At 63.5% G+C, this 15,054-nt stretch carries 22 protein-coding genes, 2 tRNA genes and 1 pseudogene; 15 read left to right on the top strand and 10 right to left on the bottom strand.

The genetic code is table 11. From position 1 onward, the window contains the following. Positions 1-6: 6 nt before the first annotated feature. The 5 genes and pseudogenes from PBT88_RS19525 to PBT88_RS19500 form a co-directional block, all read right to left on the bottom strand. On the bottom strand, positions 7-714 hold the full coding sequence (locus tag PBT88_RS19525) for a hypothetical protein (protein WP_270076955.1): 708 nt from the start codon (positions 712-714) through the stop codon (positions 7-9). A 291-nt stretch (positions 715-1,005) separates the two neighbouring features. Continuing rightward, positions 1,006-1,401 (bottom strand): hypothetical protein, encoded by a 396-nt coding sequence (locus PBT88_RS19520; protein ID WP_270076954.1) that lies wholly within the window; start codon positions 1,399-1,401, stop codon positions 1,006-1,008. A 208-nt stretch (positions 1,402-1,609) separates the two neighbouring features. Then, positions 1,610-2,446 (bottom strand): annotated as a pseudogene (locus tag PBT88_RS21300) (primase-helicase zinc-binding domain-containing protein); the annotation flags it as partial. A gap of 84 nt (positions 2,447-2,530) precedes the next feature. Beyond that, positions 2,531-3,835: a DEAD/DEAH box helicase gene (locus tag PBT88_RS19505; protein ID WP_270076951.1), complete on the bottom strand. Its 1,305-nt coding sequence runs from the start codon at positions 3,833-3,835 to the stop codon at positions 2,531-2,533. Between the two features lie 31 nt (positions 3,836-3,866). Further along, positions 3,867-4,184, bottom strand: coding sequence for a hypothetical protein (locus PBT88_RS19500; protein ID WP_270076950.1), 318 nt, complete (start codon positions 4,182-4,184; stop codon positions 3,867-3,869). Between the two features lie 44 nt (positions 4,185-4,228). On the opposite strand from PBT88_RS19500, the gene PBT88_RS19495 reads away from it, so the two are divergent. The 13 genes from PBT88_RS19495 to PBT88_RS19435 all read left to right on the top strand — a co-directional run bounded on the left by PBT88_RS19495 (position 4,229) and on the right by PBT88_RS19435 (position 9,606). Next, positions 4,229-5,005, top strand: a complete 777-nt coding sequence (locus tag PBT88_RS19495; protein WP_270076949.1) for a helix-turn-helix domain-containing protein — start codon at positions 4,229-4,231, stop codon at positions 5,003-5,005. A 180-nt stretch (positions 5,006-5,185) separates the two neighbouring features. Further along, on the top strand, positions 5,186-5,380 hold the full coding sequence (locus PBT88_RS19490) for a hypothetical protein (protein WP_270076948.1): 195 nt from the start codon (positions 5,186-5,188) through the stop codon (positions 5,378-5,380). Further along, positions 5,377-5,634 (top strand): hypothetical protein, encoded by a 258-nt coding sequence (locus PBT88_RS19485; RefSeq protein ID WP_270076947.1) that lies wholly within the window; start codon positions 5,377-5,379, stop codon positions 5,632-5,634. The genes PBT88_RS19490 and PBT88_RS19485 overlap by 4 nt, the downstream gene beginning before the upstream one ends. After that, the gene (locus PBT88_RS19480) at positions 5,631-6,233 is read left to right on the top strand and encodes a hypothetical protein (RefSeq protein WP_270076946.1); all 603 of its coding nucleotides are present in this window, start codon (positions 5,631-5,633) and stop codon (positions 6,231-6,233) included. The genes PBT88_RS19485 and PBT88_RS19480 overlap by 4 nt, the downstream gene beginning before the upstream one ends. Beyond that, complete coding sequence (locus PBT88_RS19475) at positions 6,230-6,736, top strand: hypothetical protein (protein ID WP_270076945.1); 507 nt, start codon at positions 6,230-6,232, stop codon at positions 6,734-6,736. Before PBT88_RS19480 ends, PBT88_RS19475 begins: the two co-directional genes overlap by 4 nt. Then, the gene (locus PBT88_RS19470; RefSeq protein WP_270076944.1) at positions 6,736-7,143 is read left to right on the top strand and encodes a hypothetical protein; all 408 of its coding nucleotides are present in this window, start codon (positions 6,736-6,738) and stop codon (positions 7,141-7,143) included. The genes PBT88_RS19475 and PBT88_RS19470 overlap by 1 nt, the downstream gene beginning before the upstream one ends. Positions 7,144-7,148: 5 nt before the next feature. Next, positions 7,149-7,712 (top strand): hypothetical protein, encoded by a 564-nt coding sequence (locus PBT88_RS19465; RefSeq protein ID WP_270076943.1) that lies wholly within the window; start codon positions 7,149-7,151, stop codon positions 7,710-7,712. Beyond that, positions 7,709-8,089 carry a hypothetical protein gene (locus tag PBT88_RS19460; RefSeq protein WP_270076942.1) on the top strand — a complete coding sequence of 127 codons (381 nt, stop codon included), beginning with the start codon at positions 7,709-7,711 and terminating at the stop codon, positions 8,087-8,089. Before PBT88_RS19465 ends, PBT88_RS19460 begins: the two co-directional genes overlap by 4 nt. A gap of 229 nt (positions 8,090-8,318) precedes the next feature. Further along, the gene (locus PBT88_RS19455) at positions 8,319-8,525 is read left to right on the top strand and encodes a hypothetical protein (protein ID WP_270076941.1); all 207 of its coding nucleotides are present in this window, start codon (positions 8,319-8,321) and stop codon (positions 8,523-8,525) included. A 23-nt stretch (positions 8,526-8,548) separates the two neighbouring features. After that, on the top strand, positions 8,549-8,845 hold the full coding sequence (locus PBT88_RS19450; RefSeq protein ID WP_270076940.1) for a MarR family transcriptional regulator: 297 nt from the start codon (positions 8,549-8,551) through the stop codon (positions 8,843-8,845). Beyond that, positions 8,842-9,000: a hypothetical protein gene (locus PBT88_RS19445; protein ID WP_270076939.1), complete on the top strand. Its 159-nt coding sequence runs from the start codon at positions 8,842-8,844 to the stop codon at positions 8,998-9,000. Before PBT88_RS19450 ends, PBT88_RS19445 begins: the two co-directional genes overlap by 4 nt. Next, entirely contained in the window at positions 8,997-9,293 is a 297-nt protein-coding gene (locus PBT88_RS19440; protein ID WP_270076938.1) for a helix-turn-helix domain-containing protein, read from the top strand. Before PBT88_RS19445 ends, PBT88_RS19440 begins: the two co-directional genes overlap by 4 nt. Before the next feature lie 115 nt (positions 9,294-9,408). Beyond that, positions 9,409-9,606 (top strand): helix-turn-helix transcriptional regulator, encoded by a 198-nt coding sequence (locus tag PBT88_RS19435; protein WP_270076937.1) that lies wholly within the window; start codon positions 9,409-9,411, stop codon positions 9,604-9,606. Here the strand turns inward: PBT88_RS19435 and PBT88_RS19430 are convergent. From PBT88_RS19430 to PBT88_RS19420, 3 genes are all read right to left on the bottom strand, one after another. Further along, complete coding sequence (locus PBT88_RS19430; protein WP_270076936.1) at positions 9,603-10,286, bottom strand: Fic family protein; 684 nt, start codon at positions 10,284-10,286, stop codon at positions 9,603-9,605. The genes PBT88_RS19435 and PBT88_RS19430 overlap by 4 nt on opposite strands. A gap of 355 nt (positions 10,287-10,641) precedes the next feature. Continuing rightward, positions 10,642-11,973 (bottom strand): tyrosine-type recombinase/integrase, encoded by a 1,332-nt coding sequence (locus PBT88_RS19425; RefSeq protein ID WP_270076935.1) that lies wholly within the window; start codon positions 11,971-11,973, stop codon positions 10,642-10,644. 166 nt (positions 11,974-12,139) lie between these two features. Then, a tRNA-Ser gene (locus tag PBT88_RS19420) sits at positions 12,140-12,230 on the bottom strand. A gap of 66 nt (positions 12,231-12,296) precedes the next feature. On the opposite strand from PBT88_RS19420, the gene PBT88_RS19415 reads away from it, so the two are divergent. After that, complete coding sequence (locus PBT88_RS19415; protein ID WP_270076934.1) at positions 12,297-13,181, top strand: peptidylprolyl isomerase; 885 nt, start codon at positions 12,297-12,299, stop codon at positions 13,179-13,181. A gap of 86 nt (positions 13,182-13,267) precedes the next feature. Here PBT88_RS19415 and PBT88_RS19410 read toward each other — a convergent pair whose 3' ends face one another. Together PBT88_RS19410 and PBT88_RS19405 are read right to left on the bottom strand one after the other, a co-directional pair. Then, positions 13,268-13,792: a hypothetical protein gene (locus PBT88_RS19410; protein WP_270076933.1), complete on the bottom strand. Its 525-nt coding sequence runs from the start codon at positions 13,790-13,792 to the stop codon at positions 13,268-13,270. 133 nt (positions 13,793-13,925) lie between these two features. Then, on the bottom strand, positions 13,926-14,705 hold the full coding sequence (locus tag PBT88_RS19405; protein WP_270076932.1) for a DUF1134 domain-containing protein: 780 nt from the start codon (positions 14,703-14,705) through the stop codon (positions 13,926-13,928). Positions 14,706-14,880: 175 nt separating this feature from the next. Between PBT88_RS19405 and PBT88_RS19400 the strand changes: the two genes are divergently transcribed. Continuing rightward, positions 14,881-14,970 (top strand) — tRNA-Ser (locus PBT88_RS19400). Positions 14,971-15,054 lie beyond the last annotated feature (84 nt).

The following is a 15,054-nucleotide window of genomic DNA, read 5'->3' as shown; positions in this document are numbered from 1 at the left end:
GCGAGATCATTCGATAGCGAAGTGCCGGCCTGCCGCGCGCACCAGATGATCGAGACCTTCCAGAAACTCCTGCTTCACCATCTCGCTGTGGTTTTTTGAAATCGGCACCACCTCGTTCACGATGCGCGGCTTCTGCTTGCCGGTGCCGGTGATTATGCGCTGCCGGTCGCGGCTTCCCCACCGCATCATCGCCACTTGGGCGAAGCTCTGGTCGAGCAGGATGATCGCGCGCATCGTCTCTCGCAGCGCCGCGCCAAAAGGCTTTTCACAATCTTTGAGCCGCTGTGCCTCCCAGTAGCCCGGCGGAATCGTCTCGCGATCGTTACGGCTCATACCGATGCCTCGCACTGACACATCGAGGGCGCATCGCATTTGCGAAGACTGCGACCCTTCCCATGCAGCCCGATAGAACCGCATCGCCTTGAATTGCTCGGCGCTGATCAGACGACGCCCCTTCGGCTGAGTGCGATCCGCAGGCAGCTTGGCCAGCGTCACGAAATAGGGCTGTCGCCGGAACGCGCGACCGACGACCTGGCCCTTCTCGGTGCGAACAGCGATTGGCTTTTCGCTGAACATTCCACGTTGTTCGGCAGGGGGCGCTGCGATGTCGCGATCAGCGACCTTGCCGTATGCGCGATCACCTTTGCCGCGGCGGGCTGCGACGCCGCGGGTAGAGGCCACGAGGCGTTCGCTCTTGGTCAATTGCTTGGTCATCTCGTTCCCCACGCTACTCGCTCCCCGCATCCGTAACATTCCCGGTTTCGCGTTCCCGCACGCCCGTGTAATCGACCGCCCACAAAATGGGGGAGGTGCCGGTGACAACCGAAGAGCTGAACGACGAGCCGAGTTTGGTGATTGCCATTGTGGCCTTCGCGCTAGGGGTTTTGGTGCTGACCGTAGTTGCCCTGGTCGTCTTCACACGAATCTGAGCGCCGTAGGCCTGCGGAGGTGTCGCTACCGCGCAGCTCGGAATGGTGAGCGGGAGGGCCGACAGCGAACCGCGCATCAATCGATCGCCTTCCGCTTGCCGCGCGGGTCGTAGGTCGGATCGCGCCGCTCGCTCGGCACGATCACGTCGCAGAACGGAATGTCGATCCCGAGGCGGCGGAGCCCCTTGTTCTCGATTATCAATCGCTCCGAGCTGGTTTCTATAACCGGAGAGTCCGCCAAGGGCGCGTCGTCCGTGGAGTGGCCGTACCGCCACCGCTCCAGATCGAAGCGGACGTCTTCCGGCCGGCGGCGCGAAATGCTTTCGCCCCGCTGAAACCCGCGCCGGTATGACCGCTCGGATGCGCGGGACAGTAGCACCGCGACGGCGTTCAGCTGCTCGAATGTCAGCCCGGCAAGGATGTCGTCGGCAAAGCCGTCGGTGATGTCGCGAGCGTTGCGGGGATCGGCCATTTCACTCTCCAATCGACAACAGGGCACTGGGATGGCCCGTGGGTTTTGCGCGCGAACACGATATCCCCAGCCGTGCCGCGGTCCTTCCAATTGAAGTCGCCGGCACTGACATGATGAACCTCCCAGCCGCATCGCAAGCGCAGGTCGACCACGATCGCGGGATCGCGCGGGTCTTCCCGTCGGCCGACGTTGGGGCGCCAATCGCTCACGCGGCGCGCGCGACGGGTACGCCGTCAGCCCAATCGGTGCCGGGATCATCCGGGATATGGATGAACGCCGGAACCGGCGCCCTGGCGGTCATGGCACGATAGCCGAGCCGGTACGCCGCCGCCTGCCCCCGGAACTTCAGATCGTTGTCGCCGAAGATGTGCAGTTCGCGCAGCCCAGCGGGCCACTCGAACTGCTCGAGGTAATCTGCGAACATGGCCGACCAGCACGGAATGCCGAACCGCTGACTTGCCCGGAACGCAGTCTCGATGCCCTCGGCAATGCCCAACACGCCATCATGCGGCATCATCCGGATCGCCGACCCTTTGGCGATGCTGCCTGCCATCACGCGGCGGGGATTAGTCATGGCGGCCTTGGCGCCGTTTTCGAGATAGGTCCGGTGGATCGACGTCACGTCGCCATTCGGCGCACGGATCAGTGCCAGCATCGCGGGCAAGCGCGATCGGGCCGGGTGGGCCCTGCACAGGGCAATCCGGATGCAGGCGGAGATCCCCGCAGAATGGGCCTGCGACCCCACGCGAGGCGAGGTAGCGAGCCGCATCGTCGCCAGGACGGATCTCGACAGCGCCATCCCACAACCGACGCATCCGTTTCAACGCCTCGTCCGCCGATATCGACTTTTTCGGTGCAGATGCCGGCATGTCTCCGCACGTTTCACGAATCTCGCGCGCGACGTCGGCGAAGGTGCGGCCGGTGACCTCCATCGCCAGTTTCACGCCGTCACCGGCACCGCATGCGTTGCAGAAATAGGTACCAGCGCCGTCCTTGTCGTCGAACCGGAAGCGATCCTTGCCGCCGCAAATCGGGCAGGGTCCATGCTTGTTGGACAGGTATTCGGCCTTGACGCCGAGATGGGGCAACAGCGAACGCCACTTGTTGCGGGCGAGGTCACAGAGCTTCGTCATGCCCGCTGCCCCTTGGCGTAGCGGATCATCTGCGCGCGGACATAGTTCCTGACCTCAGGCAGCGGCTCCCTGACCATCGACCGATCAAGTTGGTTTGGAGGCCATGTCTCGAATTTTTTGCGGAAGGCGTTCGACACCCAGCCCGACTGGTAACCACGCTCTCGCGCGATCCAGTTCAGGCCGGACAGCCATGCCTGCTTGTCGTGCATGGAGGCTTTCGGTTTAGCCTTGCCGCGCTTGACCTCGACCAGCTCGCCGTCCTGCTCCTGCACGTCGGACTGACGCTCTGGCTTGAAGCCGCACGCCGGGCAGAGGGCAACCTTGGCCGGTTTGAGATACTGGCACTTCGAGCACTCTTTCGGGAGCGGAGTAGCCCGTTCCGACTTGCTGCGCTCGCCCTTTTTGGCCGTGCACATCGCGTCTTTTCGGATGTCGGTGACGAACCCCATGCGCAGCGTGTTGTCGGCATGATCGAGGATGATGCAGTCGGGGATGCCGTCATTCACCCGCAGGCCGCGCCCGACCATTTGCACGTAGAGCATTTCGGAGCGGGTCGGACGCGCGAGGATCACGCATCCGATTGCCCAATCGACGCCCTTCGTCAGGCATCCGACATTGCAGACGACGCTGATGGCGCCGGTATCGAGTGAGGCCTTGATTGCCTTGCGTTCGCGAACCGGTGTGTAGGCGTCGATATACCCGCAGCCTACACCAGCCACCTCGAACCGCTGTTGAAGCTTTTTGGCATGGGCGCGATCGACGCAGAACGCAAATGCCGGACGGGCATCGCCCAACCGGAGGTAGGTTTCCACGACGTCGGCGACGAGTTGGCCGTCCGACATGGTGTCCGATAGCTGTCCCTGGTGAAACTCGCCCGCCACGGACTTCACGCCGGTCAAATCTGGATGTGACGCCGCAAACACACGGAAGGTCGACAGGAGCCCTAGATCGATCAACTCCTGCATGGTGATCGGGGTAATCAACTCGTCGTAGACGTTGCCCAGCCCCTTGGACCACGGCGTGGCGCTCAGGCCGATGAAGGGGACATCCTCCCAATCATGCTCGGCCATGACCGAGATCAGCCACTCGTCCTGACAGTGCGCCTCGTCGACAATCACCAGTTCGGCCGGCGGAAGCTTGTCGCGGCTGCGCAGGGTCTGAACCGATGCAATCTGCACCGGTTTCGACCAGTCCGTCATCGGATGGTCCGCCTGAATCACGCCGATGTCGGACACGCCCTGCGCGTAGAAGGCTTCCACCGTCTGATCGATCAGCGAGATTGCGTCGACCACGAACAGCACGCGGTTGGACTGAGCGAATGCGGGCCATGGTTCAGGCCGCCAGAAGTGCTGGACGTCCGATCTGGGCCAAGGCGGCGACGGCCACATCCGGAATCACCCCGTTGGGCCAATTCGCCGGTACGCGAAAATGCGCAGCCACACGTTCGAGGTTGCGCGCCGTACAGGTCTTGCCACTTTCGAGGCGGTGGAAAAAGCATCCTTGATTGACCAAGATGGTCGCCACGCGGGAGAGTGACCGACCCCCGTGGCGGACCACGGTTGCGGAGTAGGTGCGGCCAATTAGCACCAAGGCGTCTTCGTATCGCATGCCGCACTTATAAGGCATAAAGGCCGCATCAAGCAACGGCATAAAAGCCGCACGATTTGTTAACTCGATTGCGGCATAAACGCCGCATGAGCAACGACAGCCAAATCGATCGTATTATAGAGCGCATAGCGGAACGCCTCGCCGCGCTCGGTTTTTCAGAACGCAAGGCGTCACTAATGGCGACAGGGCGTCCAGATGCGATACGCTACATTCGTACTCGCCGGGCCATGCCCTCCTTATCTAGGCTCGCAAAGCTGGCAAACGTTCTCCAGGCGGACCCGCTATATCTTGCGGGGGACACCTCGAAGAACGATTGGGAGGGATATAAAAACGCCGCTCCTGTCGGAGCCAATTTGCCTGAGGCAGTATTCGATAGCCTATCGAAATTTCACAAGATAGAGCCGGAAGGGCCGCTTCCCGCAGTTATTGTGCATGAGGCCCTCCCCGCCGGGCATGAGTTATTCCTTGACCAAAGCGGGAAGTCTTTTTCCGTCGGCCTTTTCACACTTGGTGATGCCCCGATCGACGTTTTCTTTCACCCTCCATTACTCAAAGACCGCGAACTAAGCGGATTTTATGCCCCGGATAACGCATTAAGCCCGCTGTTTGCGGCAGGGTCGCCCGTTATGATGGAAAGTGGCGCGAAAATTCAAAACCGCGACGAGGTTGTTATCGGCGTCAGCACGGATTCCGGAGGCGTCGTCTACATGCTCGCCCGGCTTCTTTGGCGCACAGAGGACGCGCTTACCCTTACACAGCTTCAACCGAATGCCACGTTCTTGGTTCCCATTTCTAGACTTAAGCGGGTGTTCCGAGTGGTTCGCTATTCCGACTTTTTACGACCGCCGGAAATTGCGGCATAGAAGCCGCATATGTTCTTGACACGGCATATCTGCCGCGTCTAATTTCGCTCATCGGACGCAGCGGCCCAGCGCCAAGCACCCGTTGAGCAGGAAAATCCGGCGCGCGTAAGCGACGTCTGATACTAGCGGCCATACGTGGTTCGCCGGGTGATCTTGCTTGTCTCAAGCAGGAGAAGGCCCATGCCGGCCAGTACAGAGACTTCGATATTCCGGCGGTTCATCGCCGCCGTTGAGCCCTGGTATCAGTGGGGGCCTGCGGGCATTTCCAGCGTCCGCGACGAGATCGACGGCGACGGCTGGCAGTTCAGCATCGACTGGTTCGGCCTCCATCTGATGATCATCGTCGGCCGCACGCCGAAGGTGGTGCAGTCGTGACGTCCGCCGACGCTTTTGATCCGCCCGAGGCCTATGGCGCCAACGCGGAGTTGCTGGATGGTGCTATCACCAATCTGATAGTCATCCTCGACATCATCGGCGACATTGCCGGTGAAGAATATGCCAAGGACGCGTCCGGCAGCAAGATACGGCACATCTTGGGCTTGGCGAACATCGCGGCAGACGAGGCTAAGCGCGCGAACCGAGCTTTCGTAGGCGCCGATCACGCCCTCTATCAAAAGAGGCCAGCATGACCGCGCCCGTCAAAGACATCGCGACGCTCGGCGAGATCGGGATCGAGATCGCGACGATCGAGCAGCAGATCGCATGGCTCGATGCGCTGCGAGGCGACCGCCACCGGTACGTCGTCCTGCTGCGCAGGCTGATGGCCGGAGCCGGCACGAGCGCCGTTGTCCAGTATGACCGTCAGGGACGTAGCTTGATCATCGGCGCTTGGGATCGCGACTTCAACGAGCGCTTTCGGCACAGCGCCACTCTCGTCCAGCACGCCAAGGACAACGGCCTCCTGATAGACCTCATGGCGGCGGTCGAAACGGACGGTTTCGTAAGAGAAGCCCGGTCAGGTGACCTTCGCGCGCTCGCCCTGACCATCAAGCGGTTCCTGCACATGGGCGGCATCTTGTTCATTGATCAGGACGGTCGGCTCCGTGAGGGCGGTGTCTGGTCCGGCGAAATCGCGCGGAATGGCCCCTGCGCGCTGGCAACCGAGAACGCCGCCCGCGCGTGGTTCACCATCCGCAAGCTGCCCGGGATGGACGCGTGGGCCGAGCGCTTCGTGCGCCTCGCTGGATGCCGGCGCGACGGGATCATCATTTTGGAGAAACGGGCATGAATCGCTTCGTATCCACCAGAGACCACTCGGCAGACTTTGCCGTCAGTGAAATTGTAAGGGTCGGACCCGGCAAAAAGTACGCGAATAGCAACGGCTATTATCATGTTGCCCCGCTACGCGATGGCAGGGAAATAGTTCTCGACAGCCATTACGCCAACGAAGTCACCGACGCCGTCGTCGCGATCATCCCGGCGCTTCCGGGCTATAGCACGATCGAGACGGGTAATTACCACGATAGCTGCGAACCCTACACCATCCGCGAGCCGGTCATCGTTTGGCAGGTGCGCGCATCAGGCGAGATGCGCCCGGTGACGATGCGGGGACCAAACAACGGCAATTTCGAGGCTGTCGCGATCGAGCAGCCGTCCGGCGAAATCTGGTGTCCGCGAGAAGACGCGATCTACCGAAATTTCGATGATTTCCGCGAAGCTGAGCTGGAGTGGAAAGCGGCCAAGGAAGCCGCTCGCGCCATCGGCCGCACCAACACAACGGGGGAATCCTGATGTTCACCGATAGCCCGATGACGCCTCAGGAAGAGGCGGCGGATATCGCATGGGAAAACTATGCCGCCGCGGTGACGGAGTTCAGCCGCCAGGTGAAGGCTGGCGAGGCGCACGACAGGCTGCGGACCCAGCACGAAGCGACCATGCAGGCGGAAACCCGTTGGAAGCGCGCCTATGCGGCGATTACCGAGCCGACCCCGCCGACGATGCAGGTCGAGAGCGGTCGTCTGACCTGCGAGGCGTTCCTGCTGCTCAGCGCGATCGGCGCCTTCGTTGCCTTCTTCCTGCCGGGGCTCGGCGCGAACTTCTGGCCGGTGGTCATCACGTTCGCGGTCGTCGCGGCACTCGGCGGCTGGTCGTTTCATTTTCTGAGCCGGCTCGGCTCCTATCTCGGGGGGCGTCTGTGAATACGATGATCGACATTTTGGCCCAGATGGCTCCGTCGACCTGGGCCGACGCCTTCGCCGACTATCAGGCCAAGCGAGCGGTCTTCGATGGCGATCAGGACACCGACGCGGAGACAGATCGCCTGTGCGACATCACATTCGCGGCGCAGGATTACCTGCTCACCGAAGTGCGGACGCCCGACGTGGCAGCGTTCGCAACAAAGATCGATCTCATGAAAGGGCGCGATCTCGGCCCCGACGAGTGGTTCGATGCGCTTCTCGCGGACGTTCGCCACCTCGCCGGAAGACCGCAGGCGGATCCGCACATGGATTGGCTGGCCGAGCGGGATACCGTCTGGTCTGAATACAACAGCTACTCGAATGACGACGACGAGCGTGACGGGCGGCTATCGTCGGCCGGACGCGCCCTTGAGAGCAAGATCCTCGAAGTTTCCGCCACAACGCGCGACGGCATCCTCGCGAAAGCGCTGCTGATCGTCGGCGTCGCGGCAAATGACGGCACCGACGAAGCCGCCGTCAAGGTGTTCGCCGAGGCGAAGGCCATGGGCTTGGTGGAGTGGGAAGCATGAGCGCGGCCGAGCCCATCGTGGCCGGGTCACTCGACCAAACCGTCGATCACGATGATTTTGTTGAGGCCGATCGGGCGAGCGTTGGCCTGTCGTTTGGCCAGTGCGATCAACGCATCCCGATTGCGGTCCACGTATCGCTCGCAGGCGGCGCGATTCATCCGTTTCCCGGCGAGCCTTTCCAGCACTTCGTTATGGAAGAAGATCATTCGATCGAGTTCGTCCCAGTGGGCGAGCAGACGAACATGGTCGTCAACGGATTCAACATCTTGCATGGGCGCCGCAACGCGCGACCGGTGGCCTCGTATCCCGAGGGTGACGGCGGCACGCAGAAGCTACGCGACGGGCCGCTGGTAGCCGAAAGCGAGGTGGCGGCATGAGCCGAGAACCGGAAAGCTGCGCATCCTGCCGGTTCTTCCTGCCTGGGGTTACCGGCAACGAGACCTTCGCCAAGGCGGGTGGCATGTGCCGTCGGTACGCACCCTCGGGTCCGGCGCTGCTTCCCAGCGGTGGCGGGTGGCAGATATTCCCGCCGATGACGGAGCATCAGTGGTGCGGTGACTATCGGCCGGGGAGCGACCCAGTCTCCCTTGGGCAGAGGGTGGCGGCATGACGCGGCAGGCCGAGCTTCTGGCTAGCGAGCAGATGCGCGACAGAATCGCTGCCGACATGGCCGCCCAGGCGGACGAGCGCGAAGGCCGTGGCAACGTCAACGGCCGGAAACAGGCGGCGCTGCTGCGCGCATGGGTGCGGCATATTCTCGCCATGCCGGGGCGGCTGGCGGTTATTATTCACGAAGAGGATATGAGACGGTGAAGCAAGCGCCCGGAGATAATGCAATGAACGATCTCGCAGCCATGGCCCGACGGCACGCGTCCACCGAGGCGGCAAGCCTAACGCTTCGCCAGATCGCCATGTTGGGTATCATCTGTGATGAGACGCCGCCGGGGAGTACCGGTGATATCGCGAAGATGCTGGGCGTCAGGAAGCCGGTCGTGTCGCGCGCGACGCGGGCGCTCGAAAAGGCCGGCTTGGCGACTTCCCGGCAAGATCCCGTCGATGGTCGCTTGCGAATTATGAGTCCGACCGCGGCAGGCATACGGCTGCGCAAATCGTTCCGGGACAATGCTCGATGAACGCTCTGGACCGCGAAGCGGGAAAGTTACTGAAGCAGGCGCTTCTGGAAGTGAAGGCCGAGCGCCGGGCCGCAGGCAAGCTGCTTCACGGCTGGCGAAACGAGGCGGCGCTGCGCGCCATCGTGCGGGCGCTTGAAACTGGAGCGAAACAATGAGCGATCTCGCAGCCTTGGCCCGGCAGCACCTCGACACGATGGCATCGCACCTGACGCTCCGCCAGATCGCCATTCTGGGCTTGATCTGTGATGACACTAAAGTGGGCAGCACAGGCGCTATCGGAAAGGCCCTCGGTCTCGCCAAGCCGGCAGTGACCCGCGCGACCCGCACCTTTGGATTACTGGGACTTGCGACAGTCCGACAGGATCCTTCGGATCGCCGATTGAAGATTATCACGCCGACCGAGGAAGGGCTCCGACTCCGAGCCTCGTTCCGAGATGCGCCGCAATGACCGACGGCACGATGTTCCTTTGCACAGTGATGCTCTGCATCTGGATCGGCTGGCCCATCCATACGATCGCCGACGAGCTAACGCGCCTGCGGAGGCTGGCGGAAAGGGGACGGCGATGAGTGACGAGGATGATCGCCTCATTGACCTCCCGCGGGTCAAGGAGATCGTCGGCCTGGGCAAGACGATGGTCTATCGCCTCGTTCGCGAAGGTCGGTTTCCGAAGCCGTGCAAGCCCGGTGGGGCAGCAACACGCTGGAGCGAGACGGAGGTTCGAGCGTGGAAGGCTTGCGTGCTCGCCGATCGTTCGGATTAGGGTATCGGCGGCGGCGGCGGCGGCGGCAGAGCGGGCGTCGGGGGCGGCGGTGGTGGGGGAGCTGCCGACGCTGCCATGGTTGTACCGAGTTGCTCAGCGAGAAGCTTGGCAAGCAATCCATGAAGCTGAGCTAGATCTAGGGAGCCAAATTTCAGCGATGCATCGGCTGCTTGAAGGGCGGCGACATAGTCTGCACGGTCACGCCGGATCAATTCAGGTAAAATCACGGTTCCCGGCAACCACGCGCCGAACCGAAGACACAAAATATAGTAGCATACGACCCGGGCCGTCCGGCCGTTGCCGTTGATAAAGGGGTGCACCCAATTAAGGCGCCACAATACCCACGCGGCAAGATAGACTGGATCAGCATCCTGCCATCGCCTATTGACGTCTTCAATCAGTATCTGCATTAGCGCCGGCACCCGGAAGTGTTCTGGCGGCATATATGTTCCAACATGAACCGCGCACGGTCGCAACTCACCGGCATGCGCATGCAGGCAAGAAATTGCGTGATAATTCAATGCTTTAATCGTCTCAAGTGACAGTAGATCACGTTTGAGAAGTAACGACGTTTGTACGAGAGAGCGGAGAAAGTCGTATTGGCGGTTGAGATTGCCGATTGCGAGCGCCTGGTAAGCCGGATGCGCTTCGCTCTCGCCTGCAAGCTCGAATACGAACATGTTCAGGCCGCTACGGAGTCGCCTTCGATACGCGCAAGTTCGTTTTCGACCTGAGCGCGCGTGACCGCGCTCTCGTCAGAGAGATTGCCGTAAATGAACGAAATCCTCTGAGAGTGAAGCTGTGCGGACGAGAGAGGATGGGTTGCAGCCGCGCGGAGTCGAGCCAAAAGGCTCGCATCAGTGCGAATGTCGTTTGGCATGTCGGCCTCCTTCGCGCGGCGGGGTCGGTGAAGCATGCTCCACCCGCACGGTGCATTATCTCTGGTACAGGTAAACGAAGTTTGCAACGTCTCGTTGCCTTAGGCGCCTCGTTTTAATGGTCGTAAACGTTCTCAGCCGTTCACTCTTTAGCCCGTCATGGCCTTCCCGATCCCGTTGCCGCCCAGCGAATCGGCTGATCTGAGTGCACCTCCGGCGGCCAGAAGCCATCGAGCAGCAGATCGGCCCACTCCTGCGCCAGCTCGCGCCGGCGGTCCATGTACCCGGCGCGATTGTAGGCGCCCTCGACCTTGTCCTTGGGGACATGCGCTAGCATGAGGTCGATCACCGCCCGGTCACCCTCGTGGCGCTCCCCCTTGGGCCGGTCGTTCATATAGGTGCTGAACGCGGCCCGGAAGCCGTGCGGGACGTGGCGTTGATAGTAGCCCGCGCGGCGCAGCAGCTGGTTGAGCGTGGCATCGCTGATCGTCCGGTGGACGTGGCGCTCGCCGGGGAAGCATAGCGCCAGATGGCCCGTGAGCGGCCGCAGGACGCGCAGGACGTCCACCGCCTGCCGAGAGAGCGGCACCAGGTGCTCGCCATACTCCTCGGACTTCCGGTCCTTATCGCCCTTCATCCGCTCGGCCGGGATCGTCCAGAGCGGGGCAGGGCCATCGAGGCCGGAGAACTCCGCCCAGCGCGCGCCGGCCAGTTCGCCCGGCCGGACCGCGGTGAGGGCGAGCAGCCTCAGCGCCAGCTTGGTCGCCGCCCGGCAGCGCTCGGCTTCGCAGTCGATCAGCAGCTGGCGGATCGCCGTGAGCCTCCCGACCTGGTCGCGCGCGCCGTCGACGATCGACGGTTGCTTCTTGGCCTTCGGCACCTCCTTGAGCGCCTTGCCGAGGCTGGCGGCGGGGTCTGCGTCGCACAGGCCGGCAGCGATGCCATAGACGAACACGGCCGACACCCGCTGGCGGATGCGGTGCGCGGTCTCGATCGCGCCGCGGGCCTCCACCTTCTGCAACACCTCGAGCATCTTCGGCGCCTTGAGGACGGTGATGGGCAGATCGCCCACCTCAGGAAAGACATCCCGCTCCAGGCTGGCGATCACATCGGCCGCGTGGACGGCGTTCCATCCAGGCGTCTTGAGCGTGTGCCACCGCCGAGCCACCGTCTCGAAGGTGTTGCCGTTCGCCGCCGCCTGCGCGCGGTTGGCGACGCGCCGCTCGACCGACGGGTCCCTGCCGTCCCGGAGCAGGGCCTTGGCCTCGTCGCGCTTCGCCCGAGCCATCAGCAGCGTGATCGACGGGTAGGAGCCGAAGCTCAGCGTCTTCTGCGCCGGCTTGCCCTTGGGGTTCTTCCCGTAGGTATAATTCATCCGCCAGTGGCGCGCGCCCTCGGCGGTCACCTGCAGATATAACTGCTCGCCGTCGCCGAGCTTGTAGGGCTTGCCCGTCTTCTTGGCCGCCTTGATCTTCGCGTCGTTCAGCATCGCGATTCCCCGATACCATGCGATCCATGATCGATGCCATGGGATCTACCATGCGAGACCATGGACGGGTGTGAACGCCTGCGATCTCGTCGGGGTCGATATGGGGCCTCGAAAGCCCGGAAATCAAGGGTTTGTGAACCCGTGCGAACTGCTAAGTTCGCTGTTCTGGCGGAGCGGGAGGGATTCGAACCCTCGAGGAGCTTTGGACCCCTACACACTTTCCAGGCGTGCGCCTTCGACCACTCGGCCACCGCTCCGTGGGAGGGGCTGCTAGCGGCATCGCGCCACTTCCGCAAGCCGATGCGCTATGGCAGGCTGCAACTATGCACAGATATCTGCTCACACCGCTGCTCGCATCCGTCCTGCTGGCCGCCGCGTCGCCGCCCGCGACGCCCGCCTCGCCGGCCGAAATCGTGGCGCGTGCGCCCGCCGCCGCCTGGCGCGCGGTCGATCCGGACAATCTGCTCGTGATGGATCTCGCCAATGGCAGGCATGTCGCGATGGAACTCGCGCCGGGTTTCGCGCCGGTCCATGTCGCCAACATCAAGGCGCTGGTGAGGGCCCACTGGTTCGATGGCAGCGCGGTGGTGCGGGTGCAGGACAATTATGTCGTGCAATGGGCCGCGACCGGCGAGAGCAGGCCGCTGCCGGCGGGTGTCGTCGCACATCCGCACGCGGAATATGATCGGCCTGCCGCGGGGCTGGCGGTGCGCCCGCTCGGATATCGCGATGCGTATGCGCCACAGGTCGGCCATGCGGAGGGCTGGCCGGTGGCGAGCGACGGCCGGCGGACATGGCTGACCCATTGCTACGGGATGCTTGGCGTCGGTCGGGACATGGCGCCGGATACCGGCAATGGCGCGGAGCTCTATACGGTGATCGGGCAGGCGCCGCGCCATCTCGATCGCAATGTCGCGCTCGTCGGCCGTATCGTCGATGGCATCGAGGGATTGACGGCCTTGCCGCGCGGCACCGGCGATCTGGGCTTCTACACCGATCCCAAGATGGACCTGACGATCAGCCGGGTGCAGCTGGCATCGGATATGCCGATCGCCGATCGCCCCCGATATCAAGTGATGCGGAGCGAATCACCGGCATTCGCCGCCTATGTCGCGGCGCGGGCGAACCGGCACGATGCCTTTTTCGTCCATCCGGCCGGCGCCATCGATCTGTGCAATGCCCCGGTGCCGACCCGTCGCGCGCCCTGAACCTGCACGGCCCTGAACCCGCACGGCCCTGAGCCAGCACAAAAGGGTATCATGACCGGCGCCGGCGGCCACCGGCGCAGGATTGATCAATGATGATGGCCGCCGCCGCCACCGGACGGGGGCGGGCCGCCATGGCCGCCAAATCCGCCGTGCGGCCCCGAGCGACCGCCGCCCGCGCGGGGCTGCCAGCCGCCATGATTGCCGCCCGACGGGCCACGGCCGCCATGCCAGCCGCCGGGGCCGCCACCGGGATTGCCTGGCTGGCCGTGGCCGCCATGGCCGTTCCAGCCGCCATGGCCACCGTTCCAGCCACCCGGCTGGCCATGGCCGCCGCCATTCCAGTGATGCCGATGGCCGCCGCGATCGTAGACGAACCCGCCGCTGCCGGGATAATAATAGTCGCCGGACCAGCCATAGCCGCCCGGCCAGCCGCCATCGCCATAATAGCCGTCGTCATAATAAGGCGAACCGTAATAGCCGCCACCGGTATAACCATAGCCGCCGCCATAGCCATAACCGTCATCGACGCAGCCGCCGAGCGCGAAGGCACCGGCCAGGGCAAGTGCCGGGGCCAGACGGCGCCAGCGCCCCGATTTCCGATCCTCAATCATCCTACATCTCCTCGGGCGGCAGCGCCGCCTCTTGAGATGTCATTCTATATCATGCGTTTGAACGGGCGCTGAACCCCGCCGGACACGGCGGCGGCGGCCATCGCGCCATGCTGTGCCGCGTCGGGACAGCCGATCAGAACGGCATGATCTTCGATTGCGGAGTGAACTTCATGTAGCCGACATTGGCGCCCAGTCGCCAGCCGACACCCAGCCGGATCGGGATCAGCACGATGTCGCCGCGCCGCAGATAGCTCGCGGTGAAGCCGCCGATGAAATAGGCGGTGCCTTCGGCCGCCGGGAAGCGGTGGTAGAGATCCTGGCTGTCGTAGAGATTGTAGACGAGGATGAATTCCTTGGAGGCGTTGCCGCCGATATCGAAGCCCAGCGTCGGCCCGGTCCAATAGACCGGCCGGTCACCCTCGATCTTGTGATGGAGCACGCCCGAGCCGTATTTCAGGCCGATCGCGAAGGCGCCGCTGGCCTCGCGCCCGGCGATGTAGGCGGTGGGCTGGCCCTGATCCTTGAGCACATGCTCGATCATCTTGGCGAGGCCCTCGGCGCCGCGGCCGAACACGCCCTCCGCGGCATCGAGGACGTCATGCTCCTGATAGGTCTGCTCGGACGGCGCACGCGAAGCGTTGGTGGCAGGCGGCGTGTAGCGATCCGGCGCGGAGCCCGCCGGCGGTGGCGGGGCATTGTCGTCGCTCTCGGGCGGGGGCGCGCTGGGAGCGCTGGCGGTATCGGGTTGGCCGCTGGTCTCGGGCTGGCCGCTGCCGGCGGGGGCGAGATCCGAATGGGCTGCGGACGAGGAGGGATCGACCGTGCGGATCTGGGCGCCGACCGGCTGCGCGGCCAGGCCGGCAAGCGCGGCAATGCAGGCGGCGGATGCGATCCGGCGAACGGTGCTGGTCATGGAAATACTCTGCTCCCCCGATAACTGGGGCTCTGGTTAACCGCGAAGTGCCTTGCCGTGCAATGAACGTCACCGGCCCGATGGACGGCACGACTCGACGGCGGCACGCTTTGCCGCGCGACAGCCAGTTGTATCCCTCGAAAACGCTCGCTATAGGCCCCCTTGCGCCAGCTCCGGAGACGTGGGTGAGTGGCTGAAACCAACGCTTTGCTAAAGCGTCGTACGGGAGACCGTACCGAGAGTTCGAATCTCTCCGTCTCCGCCAATATCCGCTGAATCCGCCCGAAACGGGCGTCGCCTGGCGGCTTTCTGTCCAGCTTCTGATGACGATGACGGCGGATCGGCGCTC

It is taken from the genome of Sphingomonas abietis (assembly GCF_027625475.1).
GTDB classification, from domain to species: Bacteria; Pseudomonadota; Alphaproteobacteria; order Sphingomonadales; family Sphingomonadaceae; genus Solisphingomonas; species Solisphingomonas abietis.
Note: the sequence above shows the minus strand (reverse complement) of the source record. Positions and strands in the feature narration are given on the sequence as shown.

Coding starts and splice junctions, on each gene's coding strand:
- PBT88_RS19525 (WP_270076955.1), bottom strand. CDS start 714: ATGACCAAGCAATTGACCAAGAGCGAACGCCTCGTGGCCTCTACCCGC.
- PBT88_RS19520 (WP_270076954.1), bottom strand. CDS start 1,401: ATGGCCGATCCCCGCAACGCTCGCGACATCACCGACGGCTTTGCCGAC.
- PBT88_RS19500 (WP_270076950.1), bottom strand. CDS start 4,184: ATGCCGTTGCTTGATGCGGCCTTTATGCCTTATAAGTGCGGCATGCGA.
- PBT88_RS19495 (WP_270076949.1), top strand. CDS start 4,229: ATGAGCAACGACAGCCAAATCGATCGTATTATAGAGCGCATAGCGGAA.
- PBT88_RS19490 (WP_270076948.1), top strand. CDS start 5,186: ATGCCGGCCAGTACAGAGACTTCGATATTCCGGCGGTTCATCGCCGCC.
- PBT88_RS19480 (WP_270076946.1), top strand. CDS start 5,631: ATGACCGCGCCCGTCAAAGACATCGCGACGCTCGGCGAGATCGGGATC.
- PBT88_RS19475 (WP_270076945.1), top strand. CDS start 6,230: ATGAATCGCTTCGTATCCACCAGAGACCACTCGGCAGACTTTGCCGTC.
- PBT88_RS19470 (WP_270076944.1), top strand. CDS start 6,736: ATGTTCACCGATAGCCCGATGACGCCTCAGGAAGAGGCGGCGGATATC.
- PBT88_RS19465 (WP_270076943.1), top strand. CDS start 7,149: ATGATCGACATTTTGGCCCAGATGGCTCCGTCGACCTGGGCCGACGCC.
- PBT88_RS19460 (WP_270076942.1), top strand. CDS start 7,709: ATGAGCGCGGCCGAGCCCATCGTGGCCGGGTCACTCGACCAAACCGTC.
- PBT88_RS19455 (WP_270076941.1), top strand. CDS start 8,319: ATGACGCGGCAGGCCGAGCTTCTGGCTAGCGAGCAGATGCGCGACAGA.
- PBT88_RS19450 (WP_270076940.1), top strand. CDS start 8,549: ATGAACGATCTCGCAGCCATGGCCCGACGGCACGCGTCCACCGAGGCG.
- PBT88_RS19445 (WP_270076939.1), top strand. CDS start 8,842: ATGAACGCTCTGGACCGCGAAGCGGGAAAGTTACTGAAGCAGGCGCTT.
- PBT88_RS19440 (WP_270076938.1), top strand. CDS start 8,997: ATGAGCGATCTCGCAGCCTTGGCCCGGCAGCACCTCGACACGATGGCA.
- PBT88_RS19435 (WP_270076937.1), top strand. CDS start 9,409: ATGAGTGACGAGGATGATCGCCTCATTGACCTCCCGCGGGTCAAGGAG.
- PBT88_RS19430 (WP_270076936.1), bottom strand. CDS start 10,286: ATGTTCGTATTCGAGCTTGCAGGCGAGAGCGAAGCGCATCCGGCTTAC.
- PBT88_RS19425 (WP_270076935.1), bottom strand. CDS start 11,973: ATGCTGAACGACGCGAAGATCAAGGCGGCCAAGAAGACGGGCAAGCCC.
- PBT88_RS19415 (WP_270076934.1), top strand. CDS start 12,297: ATGCACAGATATCTGCTCACACCGCTGCTCGCATCCGTCCTGCTGGCC.
- PBT88_RS19410 (WP_270076933.1), bottom strand. CDS start 13,792: ATGATTGAGGATCGGAAATCGGGGCGCTGGCGCCGTCTGGCCCCGGCA.
- PBT88_RS19405 (WP_270076932.1), bottom strand. CDS start 14,705: ATGACCAGCACCGTTCGCCGGATCGCATCCGCCGCCTGCATTGCCGCG.